We start from the raw sequence: 17,159 nt of genomic DNA, 5'->3' as shown, positions 1-17,159 counted from the left end.
AATCTCTGACTTGCGGCTGCGGGCCGCCAACATTGCCCGCAGAACCACCATGACAGACTGGCAACGAAAATTCTATTGCGCTTCAGAAGAAAATGTAGAACGTTATATGGAGAACGTTCTACAACTCGTCGGGAGGACTTGATGAACTTTCAGCCGGCAGCCATCAGCGGCAACCTCGTTTTGCGTGCCTGGTCCGGGGATATGATCGCGCCACTATCGGATAGCGGTCAGGGAACGGCCGCAAGCTTCGTCTCCAAGACTTTTGAACATGATGGCGCCAAGCTTCCCGTCGAGCTCTTTATCTCCGCACTTGGCCTCTACCGCTGCTTCATCAACGGCGTTCGCGTCGGCGACGACCTGTTGACACCCGGCTGGACCAACTACGACGATCGCCTTGCCTATCAGCGATATGATGTCTCGGATCTGCTCAAGCCGGGCCAGAACCGCATCGAAATCTGGCTTGCCGACGGATGGTATCGGTCGCCTTTGATGTGGGGCGCCCAGGCGATCCCGAATTGCTGGGGCAACAGGATCGGCGCCATCGCCGATCTGCTCGGACCGGATGGCAACCTTCTTTCCACCGACACCACATGGCGAAGCGGTCTTCTGCCGATCCTGAAGTCCGGGATCTACTTCGGCGAAATCTATGATGCCCGCCAGGAAAATTACGCCGAGACCCATGGCACCGAGAAGCTGGACTTCGACAGGGCGCTGCTTGTCGCGCATGAAACGGCTGCAGTGCGCGAGTTGCGGCCACTCACCCCGGTTGACAGCTGGACCGACGATAACGGCAGGACCGTCTACGATTTCGGCCAGAATGTCGGCGGCTATGCCAGATATACGGTCCGCGGAACCGCCGGTGCCGAAATTCGGGTGGAGCATTCGGAGGTTCTCGGCCCCGGCCGTCATTTCGATAATCGCAACTATCGCACGGCGGCCGCCCATACCGTCTACACGCTGCGTGGCGACGGCGACGAAACCTACGCGCCGCATTTCTCCTTCCATGGTTTCCGTTATGCGCGAGTGACCATCACAGGCGACGCAAAGATCCTGTCGATCGCATCCGTCCCGATCTCGTCGGTCCCCGATCCGGCCGGCGGTTTCACCTCGGGCAATGCGCTGGTCAATCGCCTCGTCGAGAATACCATCTGGTCGCAGCGCGCCAATTTCGTCGAAGTACCCACCGATTGCCCGCAACGCGACGAACGTTTGGGCTGGACGGGCGACGCCCAGGTATTTGCCGCAACCGCTTGCTGGCTGAGCGACAGCCAATCCTTCCTGAGGAAATATCTGCGCGACGTGATGGCCGACCAGCGCGAGGACGGCGCCGTCTCGCATTTTTCGCCGGATCCGACACGTCTGCATCCGGCCAACTTCCCGGGCTATGCCGGCTCGACCGGCTGGGGCGACGCGATTGTCGTCATCCCCTGGGTACTCTATACCCATTACGGCGACCGGGCAGTCCTGGCGGAATGCCTGGATTCGATGGTGCGTTGGGTCGATTTCGTCTGGTCGATCTCGGATGGTCCGCTGGTGCGCCCGCCGTCGCATTGGGGTGCCCGCGGCTTCACCTTCGGCGACTGGCTGCAGCCGGTCGGCGACAACCGGAAGCCTCGCCCGACGATCGCCGACGATTGCGCGGCGACGCTCTACCACTTCATCTCGACCGACCTTCTGGCAAGGATCGCAGCCACGCTCGGCGAGCATGCGCTTGAAGAGCGAATGAAAAGCCGCGCCGACGAGATCCGGCGGGCATTCACCAACGAATTCATCACGCCATCGGGACGGCTCGCGCATAACGACCAGACGTCCTATGCGCTCGCCTTCCTCCACGAGTTGATACCGGCCGAGCACAAGCAAGCCGCGCAGCAGCATTTCCGGCAGGTGATCATCGATGCCGACTACAAGATCGGCACCGGCTTCATCGGCACGCCTGCCCTGCTGCCGGCGCTGACGAAGCTTGGGATGGACGATCTGGCCGAAAAGGTCTTCCTGCAGGAAGATGTACCGGGCTGGCTCTATCAGGTATCGAAGGGAGCGACGACGATCTGGGAGCGCTGGGATTCCATGGCGCCCGACGGCACCATCTACGAACCCGACATGAACAGCTACAACCACTATGCCTATGGCGCCGTCTGCCAATGGCTGTTCGAAAGCGTCGCCGGGATTTCGCCGAGCCCGCGCGCACCGGGATTTGCCGAGGTGATCGTCGATCCCGCGCCGATTCCGTCCCTTTCGCCGGTTTCAGCCCATCATGACGTGAGCCAAGGGCGCATCGAGGTTGGCTGGCAGTGCGACGGCAACGAAGTCACCTATGTGCTGACGCTTCCGGAAGGCTGCATCGGTCGCTTCCGGCCCGGAAAGCGACATCAAAACCCATCGCTCAATGGAGCGCCTGTGGCCGAAGAAGCCGTTCTTCCCGCCGGAACACACAGACTGGTCTTTTCCCTACCCGAATCTTGAGGAGCATACACGTCACACCGTTCAGAGGAGGAACGTCATGACACATCGGATAAAGCTCATTCTTGCCGGCACGTCCGCGCTTTTGGCATTGGTCGCGGCCGGTCCGTCGCATGCGGAAGTCACGCTGTCATTCCTTATCGACAATAACCCGGACACAGTCGCGGCGGCCGAGGCACTGGTTGCCGCCTATCAGGCAAAAGCACCCGACGTGACGATCGAAATCGAGCCGCGGGCCGGTGGCGGCGAAGGTGACAACATCATCAAGACGCGGCTTGCGACCGGCGAGATGTCCGATGTATTTCTCTACAATTCCGGTTCGCTCTTACAGGCGCTGAAACCGACGCAGACGCTTGTCGATCTGAGCGGCCTGTCGTCGCAAGCGAAGGTCGACGAAAGTTTCAAAGCGGTCGTGCGTGCCGATGGCAAGCTCTATGGCGTTCCCTTCGGCACGGCGATGGCAGGCGGGATCCTCTACAACAGGAAAATCTACCAGGACCTCGGCCTCTCCGTCCCGAAGACATGGGCCGACTTCATGGCGATCAACGCGAAGGTCAAAGCTGCCGGAAAGGTCGCCGTGGCGCAGACCTATCGCGACACCTGGACCTCGCAGCTGTTCGTTCTGGCTGACTATTACAACCTGCATGCGGCTGTGCCGAACTTCGCCGCAGACTATACCGCCAACAAGGCAAAATACGCCGAGACGCCTGCGGCCCTGAAGGGCTTCGAACGTCTGAAGGACGTTCACGACGCCGGTCTGATGAACGAAGATTTTGGCGCGGCAAGCTACGACGATGGCCTGAGAATGGTCGCAACCGGCGAGGCGGCGCATTATCCGATGCTGAGCTTCGCGGTCGGCGCCCTCAAACAGAATTATCCGGACAACCTCAACGATGTCGGCTTTTTCGCGCAGCCGAGCGACGACGCTGCGACCAACGGCTTGACGGTCTGGATGCCGCCAGCCCTTTACATTCCGGTGACCAGCCAGCACGCCGAGGAAGCACGGAAATTCGTCGATTTCGCCGGAAGCGTCGAGGCCTGCAAGATCATGGTGGAAACCAACGCCGTTCAGGGGCCTTCCCTGATCGACGGCTGCGACCTGCCAGCTAGCGTACCGCCTGCGATCAAGGACATGCTCCCCTATTTCGAGGCCAAGGACAAGACGACGCCGGCGCTGGAATTCGTTTCGCCGATCAAGGGACCGGCTCTCGAGCAGATCACCGTCGAGGTCGGCTCCGGCATTCGCCAGCCCGCCGAGGCAGCGAAACTCTACGACGACGATGTCCGCAAGCAGGCCAAGCAGCTCGGCCTGCCCAACTGGTAGCGGTCTTTCGGGCCAGTTATCCTCGCTCCTGACGGAGCGAGGTTCCACCCGATCGAAGAGATAGAGATGACCGAGACACGCCGCCGCTCGCGCAAGTCGCCCTACCCGCTCTGGTTTTTCATTCCCGCCGCCGTCATCTACGGCGTGCTGTTTCTGTTTCCGACGATATCGTCTCTCTGGTTCAGCCTGACGCGCTGGGATCTTTCGACGGCCGAATTCATCGGGCTTGAAAACTTTCGGCAATTCTTTTCCGAACCGTTTCTAGTCAAAGGGCTCGTCAACACGCTGATCTACGCCGTGACGACCTCCGGCCTGAAGACGGTCTGCGGACTGCTGTTGGCTGTGCTGCTCACCAGCAATATCTTCGCCCGCGGTTTCCTGCGCACGCTGGTCTTCTTCCCCGTCCTGGTCTCGACGATCGGCATTGGCATCACCTTCACGGTGATGATGCATCCGACCAAGGGTATCATCAATGGCACACTCGAGACGCTCGGCATTCCGGGACCTGGATGGCTCACCAATCCGGCCTTCGCGCTTTTTTCGGTGGCTCTGGTCGATGTCTGGAAGGGTGTCGGCCTCGCCACCCTGATCTTCATCGCCGGTCTTGCCGCAATCAGCCCCGATTATTACGAGGCGGCGAGAATTGACGGCGCCACGCGTCTCCAGCAATTTTCCCGGATCACCCTGCCGCTCGTGCGTCCGGCCACCGTCATCGTCGTGACATTGTCGCTGATCGGCGGGCTCCGCTCCTTCGATCTGATATGGGCCATGACCCGCGGCGGGCCTGGCTTCTCCTCCGACGTGATCGCCTCGGTCATCTACAAGCAATACCAGGCGGGTTTCTATGGCCTGTCGACGGCCGGAAACGTCATCCTGTTTGCGCTGATCGCTGCAATCATCCTGCCCTTTACCCTGTGGTTCAACCGGCGCGAGGTCGGGGAATGAGAAACGTCCGCCCTTATGTGACCGGCGCGATGGCCCTTGCGGTGGCGGCGATCATCTTCGTCATGCCGTTCGTCTTCGTCGCTCTCCAGGCGGTCAAATCGAAATCCGAAGCGTCCCGGCTCGATTTCGAATTGCCCGAGCATTGGCTGTTCTGGGATAATCTGGTGGCCGTCTTCAAGGCCCGCGACTATCAGCTTGCGCTTGCCTATTTCAACTCCACCCTGATCACGGTCGTCTCGGTCACCATCCTGATCCTGCTGTCGGCGATGGTCGGATATGTCATGCAGCGCCGCAAGACCGTCTGGAACAGGGTGGCCTCTATTGCCCTCTTCATGGGCCTGATGATGCCGCCGGCCGTGGTGCCCACCATCGGCCTGTTGCAGGATATCGGCCTGTTCAAGACCATGACCGGGATGATCCTGATCCAGGTCGCCTATAATCTCTCGTTTTCAGTATTGCTTTATCGGTCATTCATCTCGACCATACCGCGCGATCTCGATGAGGCGGCGCTGATCGACGGCGCCAAACCCCGGCAGATTTTTTTCAGAGTGGTCCTGCCGCTTCTGAAACCGGTGACCGTGACCAATGTCGTCGTGCAGTCAATCGCGATCTTCAACGATTTCACCAATCCGCTCTACTACCTTCCCGGCAAGGAGAACGTCACGGTGCAGCTGACGCTCTATAATTTCCAGAGCATGTATACGAGCCAGTACAATCTGCTCTTCATGAACATCCTCCTCGTGACGATCCCGCCGCTGATCGTCTTCATCTTCTTCAACCGGCAGATCGTCGCGGGTATGACGGCCGGCGGCGTAAAGGGGTAGCAAAATGGCTGAGCTCACTCTGAAACAGGTTCGCAAGAGCTTTGGCGCCCTCGAAGTCATCAAAGGGGTTGATCTCGAGGTTGCCTCCGGCGAGTTCGTGGTGTTCGTCGGTCCGTCAGGATGCGGGAAGTCGACGCTGCTGCGCATCATCGCCGGCCTGGAAGACACGACCTCAGGCACGTTGACCATCGGCGGCAAGGACGTGACCTATGCCGAGCCCTCGGAACGCGGCATTGCCATGGTGTTCCAGAGCTACGCGCTCTACCCGCATATGACCGTCGCCGAAAATATCGGCTTCGGCCTTTCGCTCGCCCACCGTCCGAAGGCGGAAATCGCCGCCAAGGTCGCGGCGACGGCGGAAACGCTGCAGCTCACCCAGCTCTTGGAGAGAAAGCCGAAAGCCCTCTCCGGCGGCCAGAGGCAGCGCGTCGCCATCGGCCGGGCGATCATCCGCGATCCCAAGGTCTTCCTGTTCGACGAGCCGCTCTCCAATCTCGACGCTTCGCTCCGAGCCCAGATGCGCCTTGAAATATCAGATCTGCACGCCCGGCTGAAATCGACGATGATCTATGTCACCCACGACCAGGTCGAAGCGATGACGATGGCAGACAAGATCGTCGTCCTGAATGGCGGGGTGGTCGAGCAGATCGGCAGTCCGATGGAGCTCTACCGTAACCCCGCGACACCCTTCGTCGCCGGCTTCATCGGCAGCCCGAAGATGAACCTGTACGGCGGCGAGACGGCACGGCGATTGAACTGCACGACCTACGGCATCCGCCCCGAACATATCAGGCTTTCGCAAGGCGCCGGACAATGGCAGGGCAGGATCCGGCATCTGGAGCGGCTTGGCGCCGACGCGATCCTCTACCTCGAGGTCCCCGAACTCGGCGAGATGGTCGTTCGCGCCGAAGGCGAGACTCCGTTTGCGCCCGGTATGACGGTCTGGGCAAATCCGGTCGAGGGAGCGGAGCATCGGTTCTGAGGCGCGCGCCCCTTGGCATCGATCCAATTGAGTGTCAGACGAAAAGCGCCGGCCAACATCTCGCTGAAAAGTCTGTGGAGTGTCAGGCGAGAAGTCGCGCGGGTTGGCCTTGGCGGACTAGCAGTTCGACCGCCTGCTTGTCGAAAGACACGACGGTCTCGCCGCCAAGCCATGCTCCTTCATGGGCAATCACGCCATCTGCGAAATCGCCACCCGCTTCCAACATCTCCAGTCCTGCTTCGACCGCAGGGCGGTTCATTGCCACATTGCCCGCGTTGAGCAGGTCGTGAACCGTCTGGGCAACATCTTCCTTCGATAGCTTGGCGCCTCGATGCAGTATCCAAGCCAGCTCGCATAGGCTCGACAGCGAAACCGCAATCAGCGATGCTTCCTTGAGGAGTTTTGCCGCTGACTTTCCCTGCTCGGCATCGTCCTGCAGGACGGCCCGAACAAGAATGTTGGTATCCACTGAAACTTTCATTCCTCGCCGGCCCAGCCTGAAGCTGCGATTTCGTTTATCTCTTCGTTGGTCAACGGCTTTTTCGGCTTGCCAGCACGCCGGCCCTCTTGCCGCGATCGACGCCCTCGGCGAGGCCGTTTATCACTTTCATGCCAAGGACACGTTTCTCAACGCATCTGTCCAGGCGACGACGAGCCGGTTGCAGAGCGGCTCGATCGTGAACATCGCCGCTCCCTCGTGGAGCTACATCAAGCTCTGCTACGGCCACGGCGAGAGCTGCTAGCGCGAGTTCTGCTACCGTCTCAGCATGAACGATTACGGCTGGCTGTCGATCGCGCACGAGGACGTCATAACTGTCGAGCACGGAAGGTCTGGTTCGTTCCGTCAACCTTCTCCAAGCCGTCGCTCCGACGGAGCCGAGCGACTACGCACCGCAGGCGATTTGACGAGCAACGATTGCGCGGCGCTGGAAGTTTGAGACGATGCGCTTAGGACTCGTCGGCTATGGAACCCGAGGGCAGCATTTCCATGCTCCGTTCATCCAAGCGGCAAGGGCGTGGAACTGGCGGGTGTCGTCGCCCGCGCGCCCGAGACGATCTCTCGTGTTCGAGCCGACCTGAGCGACATTCCCGTCTTACACATCCATTCTCGGCGGTGATGGCTGGAGCTCCTTCCGCGCACGCGGCAATAGCTCGATGAATGCCAACACACTACCTCAGTCTATTGCGATATTCCGAAGATGTGCTCGGAATAGTGCCTTGAAGTCTCGGAAGCAATTGAAACCGAACGCATGTGCAAGGCGCAGAACCGTCTGCGGTGCGACCCCACACGAGACGGAGATCGACTTGATGGTGCCGAAGGCCATTTCCTCGGGACGCTCGAACGCGAACTGTGCGACCTTTTTAAGTTGATCCGGCAGGACCACTGTCCGGGATACTACCAGACCTTTGAGGTCCTTGATTGTCGTCGGCCGCGCCGATCGCTCTATGTCAATCATGTCCATAGCTCCGGATTGATCGCGGCCGAGTTCGTTGACATCACTTCACGGGCACGGGGGCGTTCTTCTGGACCGACTCGATGCAAGCGAGCGCGATCGCCAGCGCCTGGCGGGCGTCGTGCCCCGTCGCACCTCCGGAGAGCTTGCCTTCGCGAACCGTCTTCGCGAACGAGGCGAGTTGGGCGGTATAGCCGTGGATGAAGTGGTCGGTGTCGCGACGCCATGTGTCGTTGGACACGCCGTCCTTATCGAACATGGTCATGCTGGAGCGGCGGACGTCTCCCATGGTGATCATGCCGCCTGAGCCGAACACCTCGCCGCGGATGTCATAGCCATACATGGCGCAGAAGTTGGCTTCCGCCACGGCCACGGAGCCGTTGTCGAACCGGATGGTGACGACGGCGGTATCGAGAAATCCTTCGTCCTTGGCGTCCGGGCGGACCAACGCGTCGCCAACGGCGTAGACCTCGGTGACCTTCGCACCGGGGTTCAGCCACAGCAGCGTGTCGAAGTCGTGGATCAGGGTCTCGTAGAAGATGGTCCAGAGGGGAATGCGGTCCGGATCGGCACCGAACGGGCCGGGATCACGGGTAAGCGAGCGGATGAGCTGGGGAGTGCCGACCTTCCCGGCGTCGATTGCTGCCCGGCCTTCGGCGAAAGCCTGATCCCAGCGTCGATTGAAGCCGACCTGGAGAGGGACGCCAGCCGACTTGGCGGCGGCAACGGCACGCTCGGCGTCTTCGAGGGTAAGAGCCATCGGCTTCTCGCAAAACACGGCCTTTCCGGCCTCGGCCGCCTGAACGACGACATTGGTGTGGAAGCGGGCGGGCGTGGCGATGATCACGGCGTCGAGGCCTGGATGGGCGAGCAGCTCGGCGACATCAGTATAGGAGGCGTCGACGTCAAGCTTGGCGGCTAGGTTTGCGGCGGCACCGGGAGCCGGGTCGGCAATGGCGACGAGTTCGGCATCGACCAGACGACGGGCGACGGTCTCGCCATGGAAGGAGCCGATGCGGCCGGCTCCGATGAGGCCGATGTTGACGGGTTTCTTAGGCATTTTCTTGTTCCTGTTTTGGGAGACTTGAACTGTCAGAGAGTGAAGGCTTTGCGGAAGGCTTCGAGAGCGACGTCGGAGTCTCCGGATGCCCAGGCCTCCATGCCGATCGGACCGGAATAGCCCATGGCGGCCAGCGCCTTGGCGATGCCACTCCAGTTGACCTCGCCTGTGCCCGGTTCAAATCGGCCGGGAACGTCGGCGACCTGAATCTCGCCGATCCAAGGTAGAGATTTGCGGCACAGCTCGATCAGGTTCCCTTCGCCGATCTGCGCGTGATAAAGGTCGAGATTGAGCCTCAGGCGCGGATGATCAATGCTGGAGACCAGCGCCAGCGTGTCCTCGGCGCGGCCGAACGGGACCCCTGGATGGTCGACAGGGAGGTTCAGGTTCTCGAGCGTAAATGTCACGCCTTCCTCTTCGGCGAGGTCGACGATGCGGGATAAGGTGTCGCGGGCCTTGAGCCACATGGCTCCTGTCACGATCTCGATCGGCTGAACCGGGAGGCCGCGGTCGCCAAGTCCGGTGCCGTGAAGGTTCAGGCGTTGAACGCCGAGGCGCTTGCCGACCTGTGCGGTCTCGCGGGCCGTCTTGAGCAGCTCGGCGGCACCATCGTCATCGGTGAGCCGGCCCGTCAGATAGCCATTCATGATCGTGAACGTCGCTCCGGTCGCTTCGAGCTTGCCGATGTCGTGCTCTGGCCAGTTCCAGAGACCCACACCGAAACCGAGTTCTTTGAGACGGGAGGCGCGCCATTCGATCGGCTTGTCGCGCCAGATCATCTCGGCGCAGGCTGCGAGCGGGAACGAAGAAGTCATGTCATTACCTGGTCCGGTCGTCGCCGGACTCCTCTTGGCTTGTTTCTGGATCGAGCCGATCATCGATCGGAGTGAGGTGTGGCTCCGGACTCCGGGGCCACGGAGCGGGCTAGATGGTGCCTCCGAGTTCCTGCGAAACGGACTGCAGCTCCTTGCCGCCGGCCATCAGGTTCTGAAGCTCGTCGATGCTGATCTCGCCCTTCGTGAAGGTGCCGAGCGTCTTGCCGCGGTTGAGAACCGTGAAGCGGTTTCCGACTGCGTAGGCGTGGCGCACGTTGTGGGTGATAAAGATTACGCCGAGGCCCTTCGCGCGGACCTGGTTGACGTATTTTAGCACCATCGAGGTCTGGGCCACGCCGAGGGCCGACGTCGGCTCGTCGAGGATCAGGACCTTTGCGCCGAAGTAGACCGCTCGTGCGATGGCGACGCACTGGCGTTCGCCACCGGACAGCGTACCGACGGCCTGCTGCGGATCGCGAACATCGATGCCGATACGGTGCATTTCGTCGCGCGTGACGTTGTCGGCGAGGTCCATGTCCATGGTCTTGAACGGGCCGAAGCCTTTCAGGGGCTCCCGGCCCATGAAGAAGTTCCGGGTGACCGACATCAGCGGGATCATGGCGAGGTCTTGGTAGACTGTGGCGATGCCCGAATCGAGGGCGTCGCGCGGGCCTGAGAACAGCCTCGGCTGGCCATCGACGAGGAATTCGCCTGAGCTGGGTTTGTGCACGCCAGCGAGCGTATTGATCAGCGTGCTCTTGCCCGCGCCATTGTCCCCTAGCAGGCACAGAACTTCGTTGGAATGCACCTTCATCGACACGCCGTTGAGGGCGATCACGGAACCAAAGTGTTTGACGAGGTCCTTGACCTCGATGAGGGGCGTCTGGGAATTGCTCATCACCGTTCTCCCGTAACGCGCTTGCGGATGACGTTGTTGAAGATGACCGCGATCAGCAGCATGCCGCCGAGGAAGACGAGATACCAATCCTGGTCGATAGAGGTGTAGGTCAGGCCAATCAGGACCATGCCGAACACGATGGAGCCGAAGAAGGCACCGATCGCCGAACCGTAGCCGCCCGTCAGGAGGCAGCCGCCGATCACCGCGGCGATGATCGCCTCGAACTCTTTCTGGAACCCGCGACGCGCATCCGTAGAGCCGGCATCGAGGACGGTCAGGATGGCAACGAGGGTGGCGCAAAGCGCGGTGATCACAAAGAGCGTCGTCTTGACCCGACGGACCGGAACACCTGACTTCTGGGCCGCCCATGCATCGCCGCCAGCGGCGAATATCCAGTTGCCGAACCGGGTCCGAAGGAGGAGCCAGGTCGCACCGAGCGCGATGGCGATGAACCACAGGATTTCGACGGGAACGCCGGGCACCTGCGGATTGCCGTTGGGAAGCTTGGCGATTACGCCGAGCTCGGCCATCCAACGGAACAATCCCGCAAACGCATCGCCCGAGAAGATGGGGGCAAGCGGACTGTTGGCGGCGGCTTCCTTCATTCCACGGAGCTGGGTGGAACCGCCGCTGGCCCATTTGAGACCCACGAGTGTCAGGCCTCGTAGAATGAAGAGGAATGCAAGCGTCACGATGAACGATGGTAAACCCGTCCGGATCGTGATCTGGGCGTTGGTGACGCCGATGCAGACCGCGAAAGCCATGGCGATGAGGATGGCGACGCTGAGGGGAAGCTGGAGCACGACGAGAGCTGTGCCGAAGACGAGGCCGGCGAAGGCCACCATCGACCCGATGGAGAGGTCGAACTCCCCGCCAATCATGAGCAGGGCAGCTCCTATCGCGAGGATGCCGAGCTGCGCGGCGGGGGCCATGAAGTTCATGATGCCCGCGAGCGTGAACATCGCCGGGTTCGCGGTGAAGACGAAGAATATTGCAACGAGCACAAGTCCGGCGACGGCCCCGAGTTCAGGGCGGCGCAGAAGCGAGGTGACGGTCGACACCTTCTTGAGCCGCTCATCGGCGCGCGAAGCCGTCGCGCCGTTTTGTTCATTGACGAGGGACATGGCCCGTTCCTTTGCGAATGGTCGTTCAAGTCGCGCCGAAGCCAGAGTGTGCGAGGGACTCCATGGCAATGCGCGTCAGGCAAGAGTGGCGGCCCCCGTGGAGGTTGGGGACCGCCGGGCTTCGCTTAGCGAATGCCCTGGGAGGACTTCTCGATGACGGAAGCGGCGGTGTCCTTCTCGACGAAGCTCGGACCCGACGGGACATTGCCTGCCGGGATGGTGCCGTAACGGGCGTTGAGCGCGAGGAAGGTCACGGGCAGGTAGCCCTGCAGATAGGGCTGCTGGTCGACGGCGAACAGCGCCTTGCCGTCGGCGACGGCCTGGAGGAAGTTGGCGGACAGGTCGTAGGAAGCCACCTTCACCTTGTCGGCAACGCCCATCTTCTCAACGACGGCTACGGCGCGCTCGCCGACAAGCGGAGCGGACAGACCCAGGACGACGTCGATTGACGGATCGGATGTCAGGGCAGCCTGAATCTTGGCTTCGATTTCGGCCGGATCGGCGGTCGTCGGAAGCACGGTTAGCTTGCCGCCTTCAAAGCCCTTCTCGGTTCCGGCGCAACGCTGGTCAAGCGCGGCATTGCCGACTTCCTGGTTGACGCAGAGGACATGCTTAAGGCCGAGCGACTTGAGCATCGCGCCGACCTTGATGCCTGCCGGAGTTTCGTCCTGGCCCACATGGAGCCTGATGCCCAGCTTCTCTTGGGCGGCGATGCCCGAGTTCATCGAGATGACCGGGATGCCCGCGGCGACGGCCTTTTCGATCGCCGGGCCGAGAGCGTCCGGATCGGGATTGGAGATGACGATGCCAGCAGGATGCTGGTTGACGGCGGCTTCGATCAGCTGGCCCATCGCGACCATGTCAAAGGTTTCGGGCGCGCGGTAGTCGACCTTGACGTTGCTGTCCTTGGCAGCCTGCATCATGCCGTTCTTGACGATTGACCAAAACGGGTCCGAAGCCTGCCCGTGCGTGACGGCGATGATGGAGATTTCCTGCGCCTTGACGGCGACGGCGGCCGAGGTGGCGACACCGAATGCGATTGCGCTCATGGCGAGCGTCTTCAGCAGAGCTTTCATTTCTTCCTCCTGGTATGCCGTCCCACTCCTCAGGTCGGCCAAAAAACATCTTGCACCCGGGTGCAAAATCGCTTGCACCCGGGTGCAAGTGGATGCATATTATTGTCAGATGTTATAAAAGCAAGAGATATTTCATCGGCAGGCGATGATGGAATATTTGTTCCATCCCAGGGGAGAGGCATGCGAAAGCGGGCTACGGCAAAGGAAGTGGGGGAGGCGGCGGGGGTGTCTAAATGGACGGTCATTCGCGCGTTCAAGCCCGGCGCGTCGATCACCGACGAAGCCAAACGCAAGATCATGGAGGCGGCGGAGAAACTGAACTATTCGCCCAATCTGCTCGCGCGCAGCCTTTCGACGAATGTGACCCATCAGGTCGCCGTGCTCGTCGACGACTTCGCCAACCCGCAGAAACTTCCGTTTCTGGAATCCCTGACCGAGCGCCTGCAGGCCGCGGGTCTCGTGGCAATGCTCATCAACATCAACAATCACTTCGACCATGTACATGCGCTTCTCAATGCCGACCAGCGCCTGGTCGATGCCATCATTCTCCTCGGCACCGCATTTCGGGACGAGACGTTGAACGACCGTCGCTTGGGACCGGGCATGCCGCCCATGTTTGTCCTCGCGCGCGATAGCCAGATCGAAGGTGTCCCGGCGGTCGTCTGCGACTCGGAAGTCGGCCTGAGGGATATCGTGGACCACCTTTATGAACGGGGCTACCGGCGGCCAGGCTTCATGACCGGGGCCTCGGCGCTGTCGACCGCATTGAAGCGGAGGCACCACTTCGCCGAGTTTTGGAGGCAGAAGGGTGTCGAACACATCGTGGACATCTCAGCCGAGCGCTACAGCCGGGAGGACGGAGGAGCCTCGGCCCGTGAATATTTGAAGAAGACCTCCCCTGAAGACCGGGTCGACGTCCTGATGTGCGAGAACGACATCCTGGCGATCGGCGCGATGGAGACGATCCGCAGCGAGTTCGGTGTTAGCGTGCCGGAGGACATCGCTGTCGTCGGCTTCGACAACTACGAACTCGGCGCGACACCCGCGTTCGGCCTCACGACCTACGAGCAGCCGTGCCGCGAGATGGTCGACCTCATCGTGGAAATGGTCACTGGCAAGCGCGAAGGAGAGACCATTTCCCTTCCGGGCAAGCTCGTCGTCCGGTCGTCCACGTGATCTGAAACCTGTCATTCGAATCTGCGCCCTGCGGCGCGGGATCGAGAACCCATGCGCAAAATTTGGAGACGCAGATGAACCAGTCCCTATCCTCCCTCCCGCCAGGCGTCCGTCTTGGAGTGAGTCCGTTGTCCTGGGCGAACGACGTTCTTGAGGACCTGGGCGCGAACATCCCGCTCGAAACCTGCCTGGATGATGCGGCCGCAATCGGCTACCAGGGGGTCGAACTCGGGCGCAAGTTTCCCCGCGACGCCGCCGCTCTTCGACCGCTTCTGGATTCGCGTGGTTTGGCCTTGGCCTCGGGATGGCATTCAGGCGAACTGGCCGAGAGGGACGTCGAGGCCGAGATGGCTGCGGTAGCTCCTCATGCCAGCCTTCTTCGCGACATGGGCAGCTCGGTCATGGTCTATGGCGAGGTGGCGATGATGACCCCTGGAGCGCCGCTCGACGCCCCGATGTCAAAAAGGCTTGTCATGCCCACCGACGAAATCGCTGCGTACGCGGTCCGGCTTACGGAATTCGCCAAGCGCCTCCAAGATGCCTATGGCCTCCGGCTCGCGTATCACCACCATCTCATGATGGTCACAGAGACCCTTGACGAAATTTCCACATTGTTCGACCGAGCTGGAGGTGATGTCGGCCTTCTTCTGGACACCGGACACGCGGTTGGCGGCGGCTTCGACTACAAGCACCTTATCGATCGCTTCGGCGACCGGATCGCCCACATCCATCTCAAGGATGTTCGTGGCAAGGTAATGGAGGTGGTGAGGGCGGTTGATCTCAGCTTCAATGAGGGCGTGCGCCGGGGCATGTTCACGGTTCCCGGTGATGGCGACGTTGATTTCGCCCCCATCGCCGATTTCGTGCTGAATGGCCGCTATCGCGGATGGTTGGTCGTTGAGGCTGAGCAGGACCCCGAATTGGCTCCGCCTAAGCCTGCCGTGACAGACGCATTTGATCGCGTCCGTCGGCTTTTCGCTTGAGGATGTCCGCTATTGGCGGATTATGTTGACAAACGCCGCAACGGATCAGCGTCTCATTTTGCCTGAAGTGATGTTGCGCGACTACGGCTTGCACAGGCTCTGCGCAATCTTGTTTCGCCACAGGCAAACAGTTGGAATTGTGTTCATCGCGTTTCGCGTGAAAATCACTTCGAATGCGGCCCTAGTGGAGTCTTCCAACACAATCTGCCCAAAGCGACCACGAGCTCCCGTCGACCGGTGACACTTGCTGACGAATTCGTCCATTGCCCCAATCCGCTTCTGGAAATCGTGGGCAGCAATCCGACGCGGATCCTCAGCGCAACCATTTGGCTTGCTGATATCTCCGAGTTCGAAGAGATGAATATCGTCTGGGACGCCTGGATGTCCCCAGGTCATGCGCCGGTGCGCGCCACGGTCGAAGCGAGGCTCGCCGGGCCAGAATTCGCCGTGGAGATCGGCATTATCGCAGCGACTGGCAATTGACGGTCCGTGCCTCGACCCAGCCGTCACATCAGCGAGCGGCTCCGATGTGACATACAGTCGACGCTGACGAGAGGCATTCTGGTCCCGGCCAATTTAGGCAATGCCACCGAGGCATACGTATTTAAGCTCGGTATATTCGTCCAACCCGTGCCTTGAGCCTTCGCGGCCGAGGCCCGACATCTTCACGCCGCCGAACGGCGCCTCGGCGGTGGAGACGAGACCGGTATTGACGCCGACCATGCCATATTCGAGCGCTTCAGCGACGCGAAATACCCGCGACAGATCGCGCGCGTAAAAATAGGAGGCCAGTCCGAACTCGGTGTCATTTGCCTGTTCGATGACGTCCTCTTCGTCGCGGAAACGAAACAGCGGGGCAAGCGGCCCGAAGGTTTCCTCGCGGGCGACCTGCATGCCGGCAGCGACATCGCGCAGGATCGTCGGCTCGAAGAAATGGCCGCCGAGCGCGTGGCGCTTGCCGCCCAAGACGATCCCGGCGCCCTTTGAAACGGCGTCGCTGATATGGCTTTCGACCTTGGCAAGGGCGTTGTCGTCGATCAGCGGGCCGAGCACGACGTCACGGTCGAGACCATTGCCGACCTTTAAGCCCGAAACCGCCTTGGCAAGCTTGGCGGCAAAGGCCTCATAGACGCCGTCCTGGACATAAAGCCGGTTGGCGCAGACGCAGGTCTGGCCGTTGTTGCGGAACTTGGCGATGAGCGCGCCTTCGACGGCAGCGTCGAGATCGGCATCGTCGAAGACGATGAAGGGGGCGTTGCCGCCAAGCTCGAGGCCGAGCTTTTTGATCGTCGGCGCGCATTGCCGGTAAAGCAGTTCGCCCGTCCGGGTGGAGCCGGTGAATGTCAGCACTCTGATGTCACGGCTTGATGTCAGCGCACCGCCAATGGCCGCTGCGTCACCGGTCACGATGTTGAGCAGCCCCGGCGGCAGGCCGGCACGCTCCGCGAGAACGGCAATCGCAATGGCGGAGAATGGCGTCTGCAGCGCCGGCTTGAGGACGACGGCACAGCCGGCGGCAAGCGCGGGACCGATCTTGCGGGTGATCATCGCGTTCGGAAAATTCCAGGGCGTGATCGCCGCCACCACGCCCGCGGGCTGGCGCAGCACCAGGATCCGCTTGTCCGGCTGATGCCCTGGGATGGTCTCGCCGTTAATGCGCCGTGCCTCTTCGGCGAACCATTCGATGAAGCTCGCACCATAGGTGATTTCGCCCTTGGCTTCGGCCAGGGGTTTTCCCTGCTCCAGCGTCAGGATCATCGCCAGATCGTCGCGGTTTTCGATCATCAGGCGGTGCCATGCCTTGAGAACGTTGGCGCGCTCCCCGGCGGTCTTCTTCGCCCAAAGCTTCTGGGCAATGACGGCGGCGCGGATCGCGTCCTCCGTTTCCGCCGCACCAAGGTCTGGGACCACCCCCAGCGTCTCGCCCGTCGCCGGATTGCGGACCGTCGCCGCCTTGCGGCCTTCGGCTTCGATCCAGCGATCGGCGATGGGGCATGCCTGGCGGAACAGCGAGGGATCATTGAGCTTCATAGGACAA

General features: G+C 61.3%; 15 protein-coding genes and 2 pseudogenes. 8 read left to right on the top strand and 9 right to left on the bottom strand.

Translation table 11 applies throughout. The features are described 5' to 3' along the window. Positions 1-141: 141 nt before the first annotated feature. From FHT69_RS17095 to FHT69_RS17075, 5 genes are all read left to right on the top strand, one after another. Positions 142-2,463, top strand: a complete 2,322-nt coding sequence (locus FHT69_RS17095; RefSeq protein ID WP_183905668.1) for an alpha-L-rhamnosidase — start codon at positions 142-144, stop codon at positions 2,461-2,463. A gap of 37 nt (positions 2,464-2,500) precedes the next feature. Further along, entirely contained in the window at positions 2,501-3,784 is a 1,284-nt protein-coding gene (locus tag FHT69_RS17090) for an ABC transporter substrate-binding protein (RefSeq protein ID WP_183905667.1), read from the top strand. A 66-nt stretch (positions 3,785-3,850) separates the two neighbouring features. Beyond that, the gene (locus tag FHT69_RS17085) at positions 3,851-4,729 is read left to right on the top strand and encodes a carbohydrate ABC transporter permease (RefSeq protein WP_183905666.1); all 879 of its coding nucleotides are present in this window, start codon (positions 3,851-3,853) and stop codon (positions 4,727-4,729) included. After that, a complete protein-coding gene (locus tag FHT69_RS17080) occupies positions 4,726-5,553 on the top strand; it encodes a carbohydrate ABC transporter permease (protein WP_097630224.1) in 828 nt (275 codons plus the stop codon). Before FHT69_RS17085 ends, FHT69_RS17080 begins: the two co-directional genes overlap by 4 nt. A gap of 4 nt (positions 5,554-5,557) precedes the next feature. Then, the gene (locus FHT69_RS17075; RefSeq protein WP_097630223.1) at positions 5,558-6,535 is read left to right on the top strand and encodes an ABC transporter ATP-binding protein; all 978 of its coding nucleotides are present in this window, start codon (positions 5,558-5,560) and stop codon (positions 6,533-6,535) included. 82 nt (positions 6,536-6,617) lie between these two features. On the opposite strand, the gene FHT69_RS17070 is transcribed toward FHT69_RS17075, so the two are convergent. The 8 genes and pseudogenes from FHT69_RS17070 to FHT69_RS17035 all read right to left on the bottom strand — a co-directional run bounded on the left by FHT69_RS17070 (position 6,618) and on the right by FHT69_RS17035 (position 12,962). Further along, positions 6,618-7,016, bottom strand: coding sequence for a type II toxin-antitoxin system VapC family toxin (locus FHT69_RS17070; RefSeq protein WP_097622485.1), 399 nt, complete (start codon positions 7,014-7,016; stop codon positions 6,618-6,620). Beyond that, positions 7,013-7,099: pseudogene (locus FHT69_RS34675) on the bottom strand (AbrB/MazE/SpoVT family DNA-binding domain-containing protein); the annotation flags it as partial. The pseudogene FHT69_RS34675 and the gene FHT69_RS17070, both read right to left, overlap by 4 nt. Positions 7,100-7,710: 611 nt before the next feature. After that, positions 7,711-7,992 carry a MurR/RpiR family transcriptional regulator gene (locus FHT69_RS17060; protein WP_164735888.1) on the bottom strand — a complete coding sequence of 94 codons (282 nt, stop codon included), beginning with the start codon at positions 7,990-7,992 and terminating at the stop codon, positions 7,711-7,713. 40 nt (positions 7,993-8,032) lie between these two features. Then, entirely contained in the window at positions 8,033-9,049 is a 1,017-nt protein-coding gene (locus tag FHT69_RS17055) for a Gfo/Idh/MocA family oxidoreductase (RefSeq protein WP_097622483.1), read from the bottom strand. A 32-nt stretch (positions 9,050-9,081) separates the two neighbouring features. After that, positions 9,082-9,864: a TIM barrel protein gene (locus tag FHT69_RS17050; RefSeq protein ID WP_097630375.1), complete on the bottom strand. Its 783-nt coding sequence runs from the start codon at positions 9,862-9,864 to the stop codon at positions 9,082-9,084. 109 nt (positions 9,865-9,973) lie between these two features. Continuing rightward, the gene (locus FHT69_RS17045; RefSeq protein WP_097622482.1) at positions 9,974-10,762 is read right to left on the bottom strand and encodes an ATP-binding cassette domain-containing protein; all 789 of its coding nucleotides are present in this window, start codon (positions 10,760-10,762) and stop codon (positions 9,974-9,976) included. Beyond that, positions 10,762-11,886, bottom strand: a complete 1,125-nt coding sequence (locus tag FHT69_RS17040) for an ABC transporter permease (RefSeq protein WP_097622481.1) — start codon at positions 11,884-11,886, stop codon at positions 10,762-10,764. Before FHT69_RS17040 ends, FHT69_RS17045 begins: the two co-directional genes overlap by 1 nt. Positions 11,887-12,011: 125 nt before the next feature. After that, positions 12,012-12,962 carry a sugar ABC transporter substrate-binding protein gene (locus FHT69_RS17035; protein WP_097622480.1) on the bottom strand — a complete coding sequence of 317 codons (951 nt, stop codon included), beginning with the start codon at positions 12,960-12,962 and terminating at the stop codon, positions 12,012-12,014. A gap of 180 nt (positions 12,963-13,142) precedes the next feature. Between FHT69_RS17035 and FHT69_RS17030 the strand changes: the two genes are divergently transcribed. From FHT69_RS17030 to FHT69_RS17020, 3 genes and pseudogenes are all read left to right on the top strand, one after another. Further along, entirely contained in the window at positions 13,143-14,138 is a 996-nt protein-coding gene (locus FHT69_RS17030) for a LacI family DNA-binding transcriptional regulator (RefSeq protein ID WP_097622479.1), read from the top strand. A gap of 74 nt (positions 14,139-14,212) precedes the next feature. After that, a complete protein-coding gene (gene iolE / locus FHT69_RS17025) occupies positions 14,213-15,121 on the top strand; it encodes a myo-inosose-2 dehydratase (RefSeq protein WP_097622478.1) in 909 nt (302 codons plus the stop codon). A 276-nt stretch (positions 15,122-15,397) separates the two neighbouring features. Then, positions 15,398-15,604 (top strand): annotated as a pseudogene (locus FHT69_RS17020) (RidA family protein); the annotation flags it as partial. 93 nt (positions 15,605-15,697) lie between these two features. On the opposite strand, the gene FHT69_RS17015 reads toward FHT69_RS17020, so the two are convergent. Continuing rightward, positions 15,698-17,152 (bottom strand): NAD-dependent succinate-semialdehyde dehydrogenase, encoded by a 1,455-nt coding sequence (locus FHT69_RS17015; RefSeq protein WP_097622475.1) that lies wholly within the window; start codon positions 17,150-17,152, stop codon positions 15,698-15,700. Between the last annotated feature and the right edge of the window lie 7 nt (positions 17,153-17,159).

Origin of the sequence: Rhizobium sp. BK008 (genome assembly GCF_014197345.1) — a bacterium.
Taxonomy (GTDB): Bacteria; Pseudomonadota; Alphaproteobacteria; order Rhizobiales; family Rhizobiaceae; genus Rhizobium; species Rhizobium anhuiense.
The sequence above is the reverse complement of the archived record's forward strand: the minus strand, read 5'-3'. Positions and strand labels throughout refer to the sequence as shown.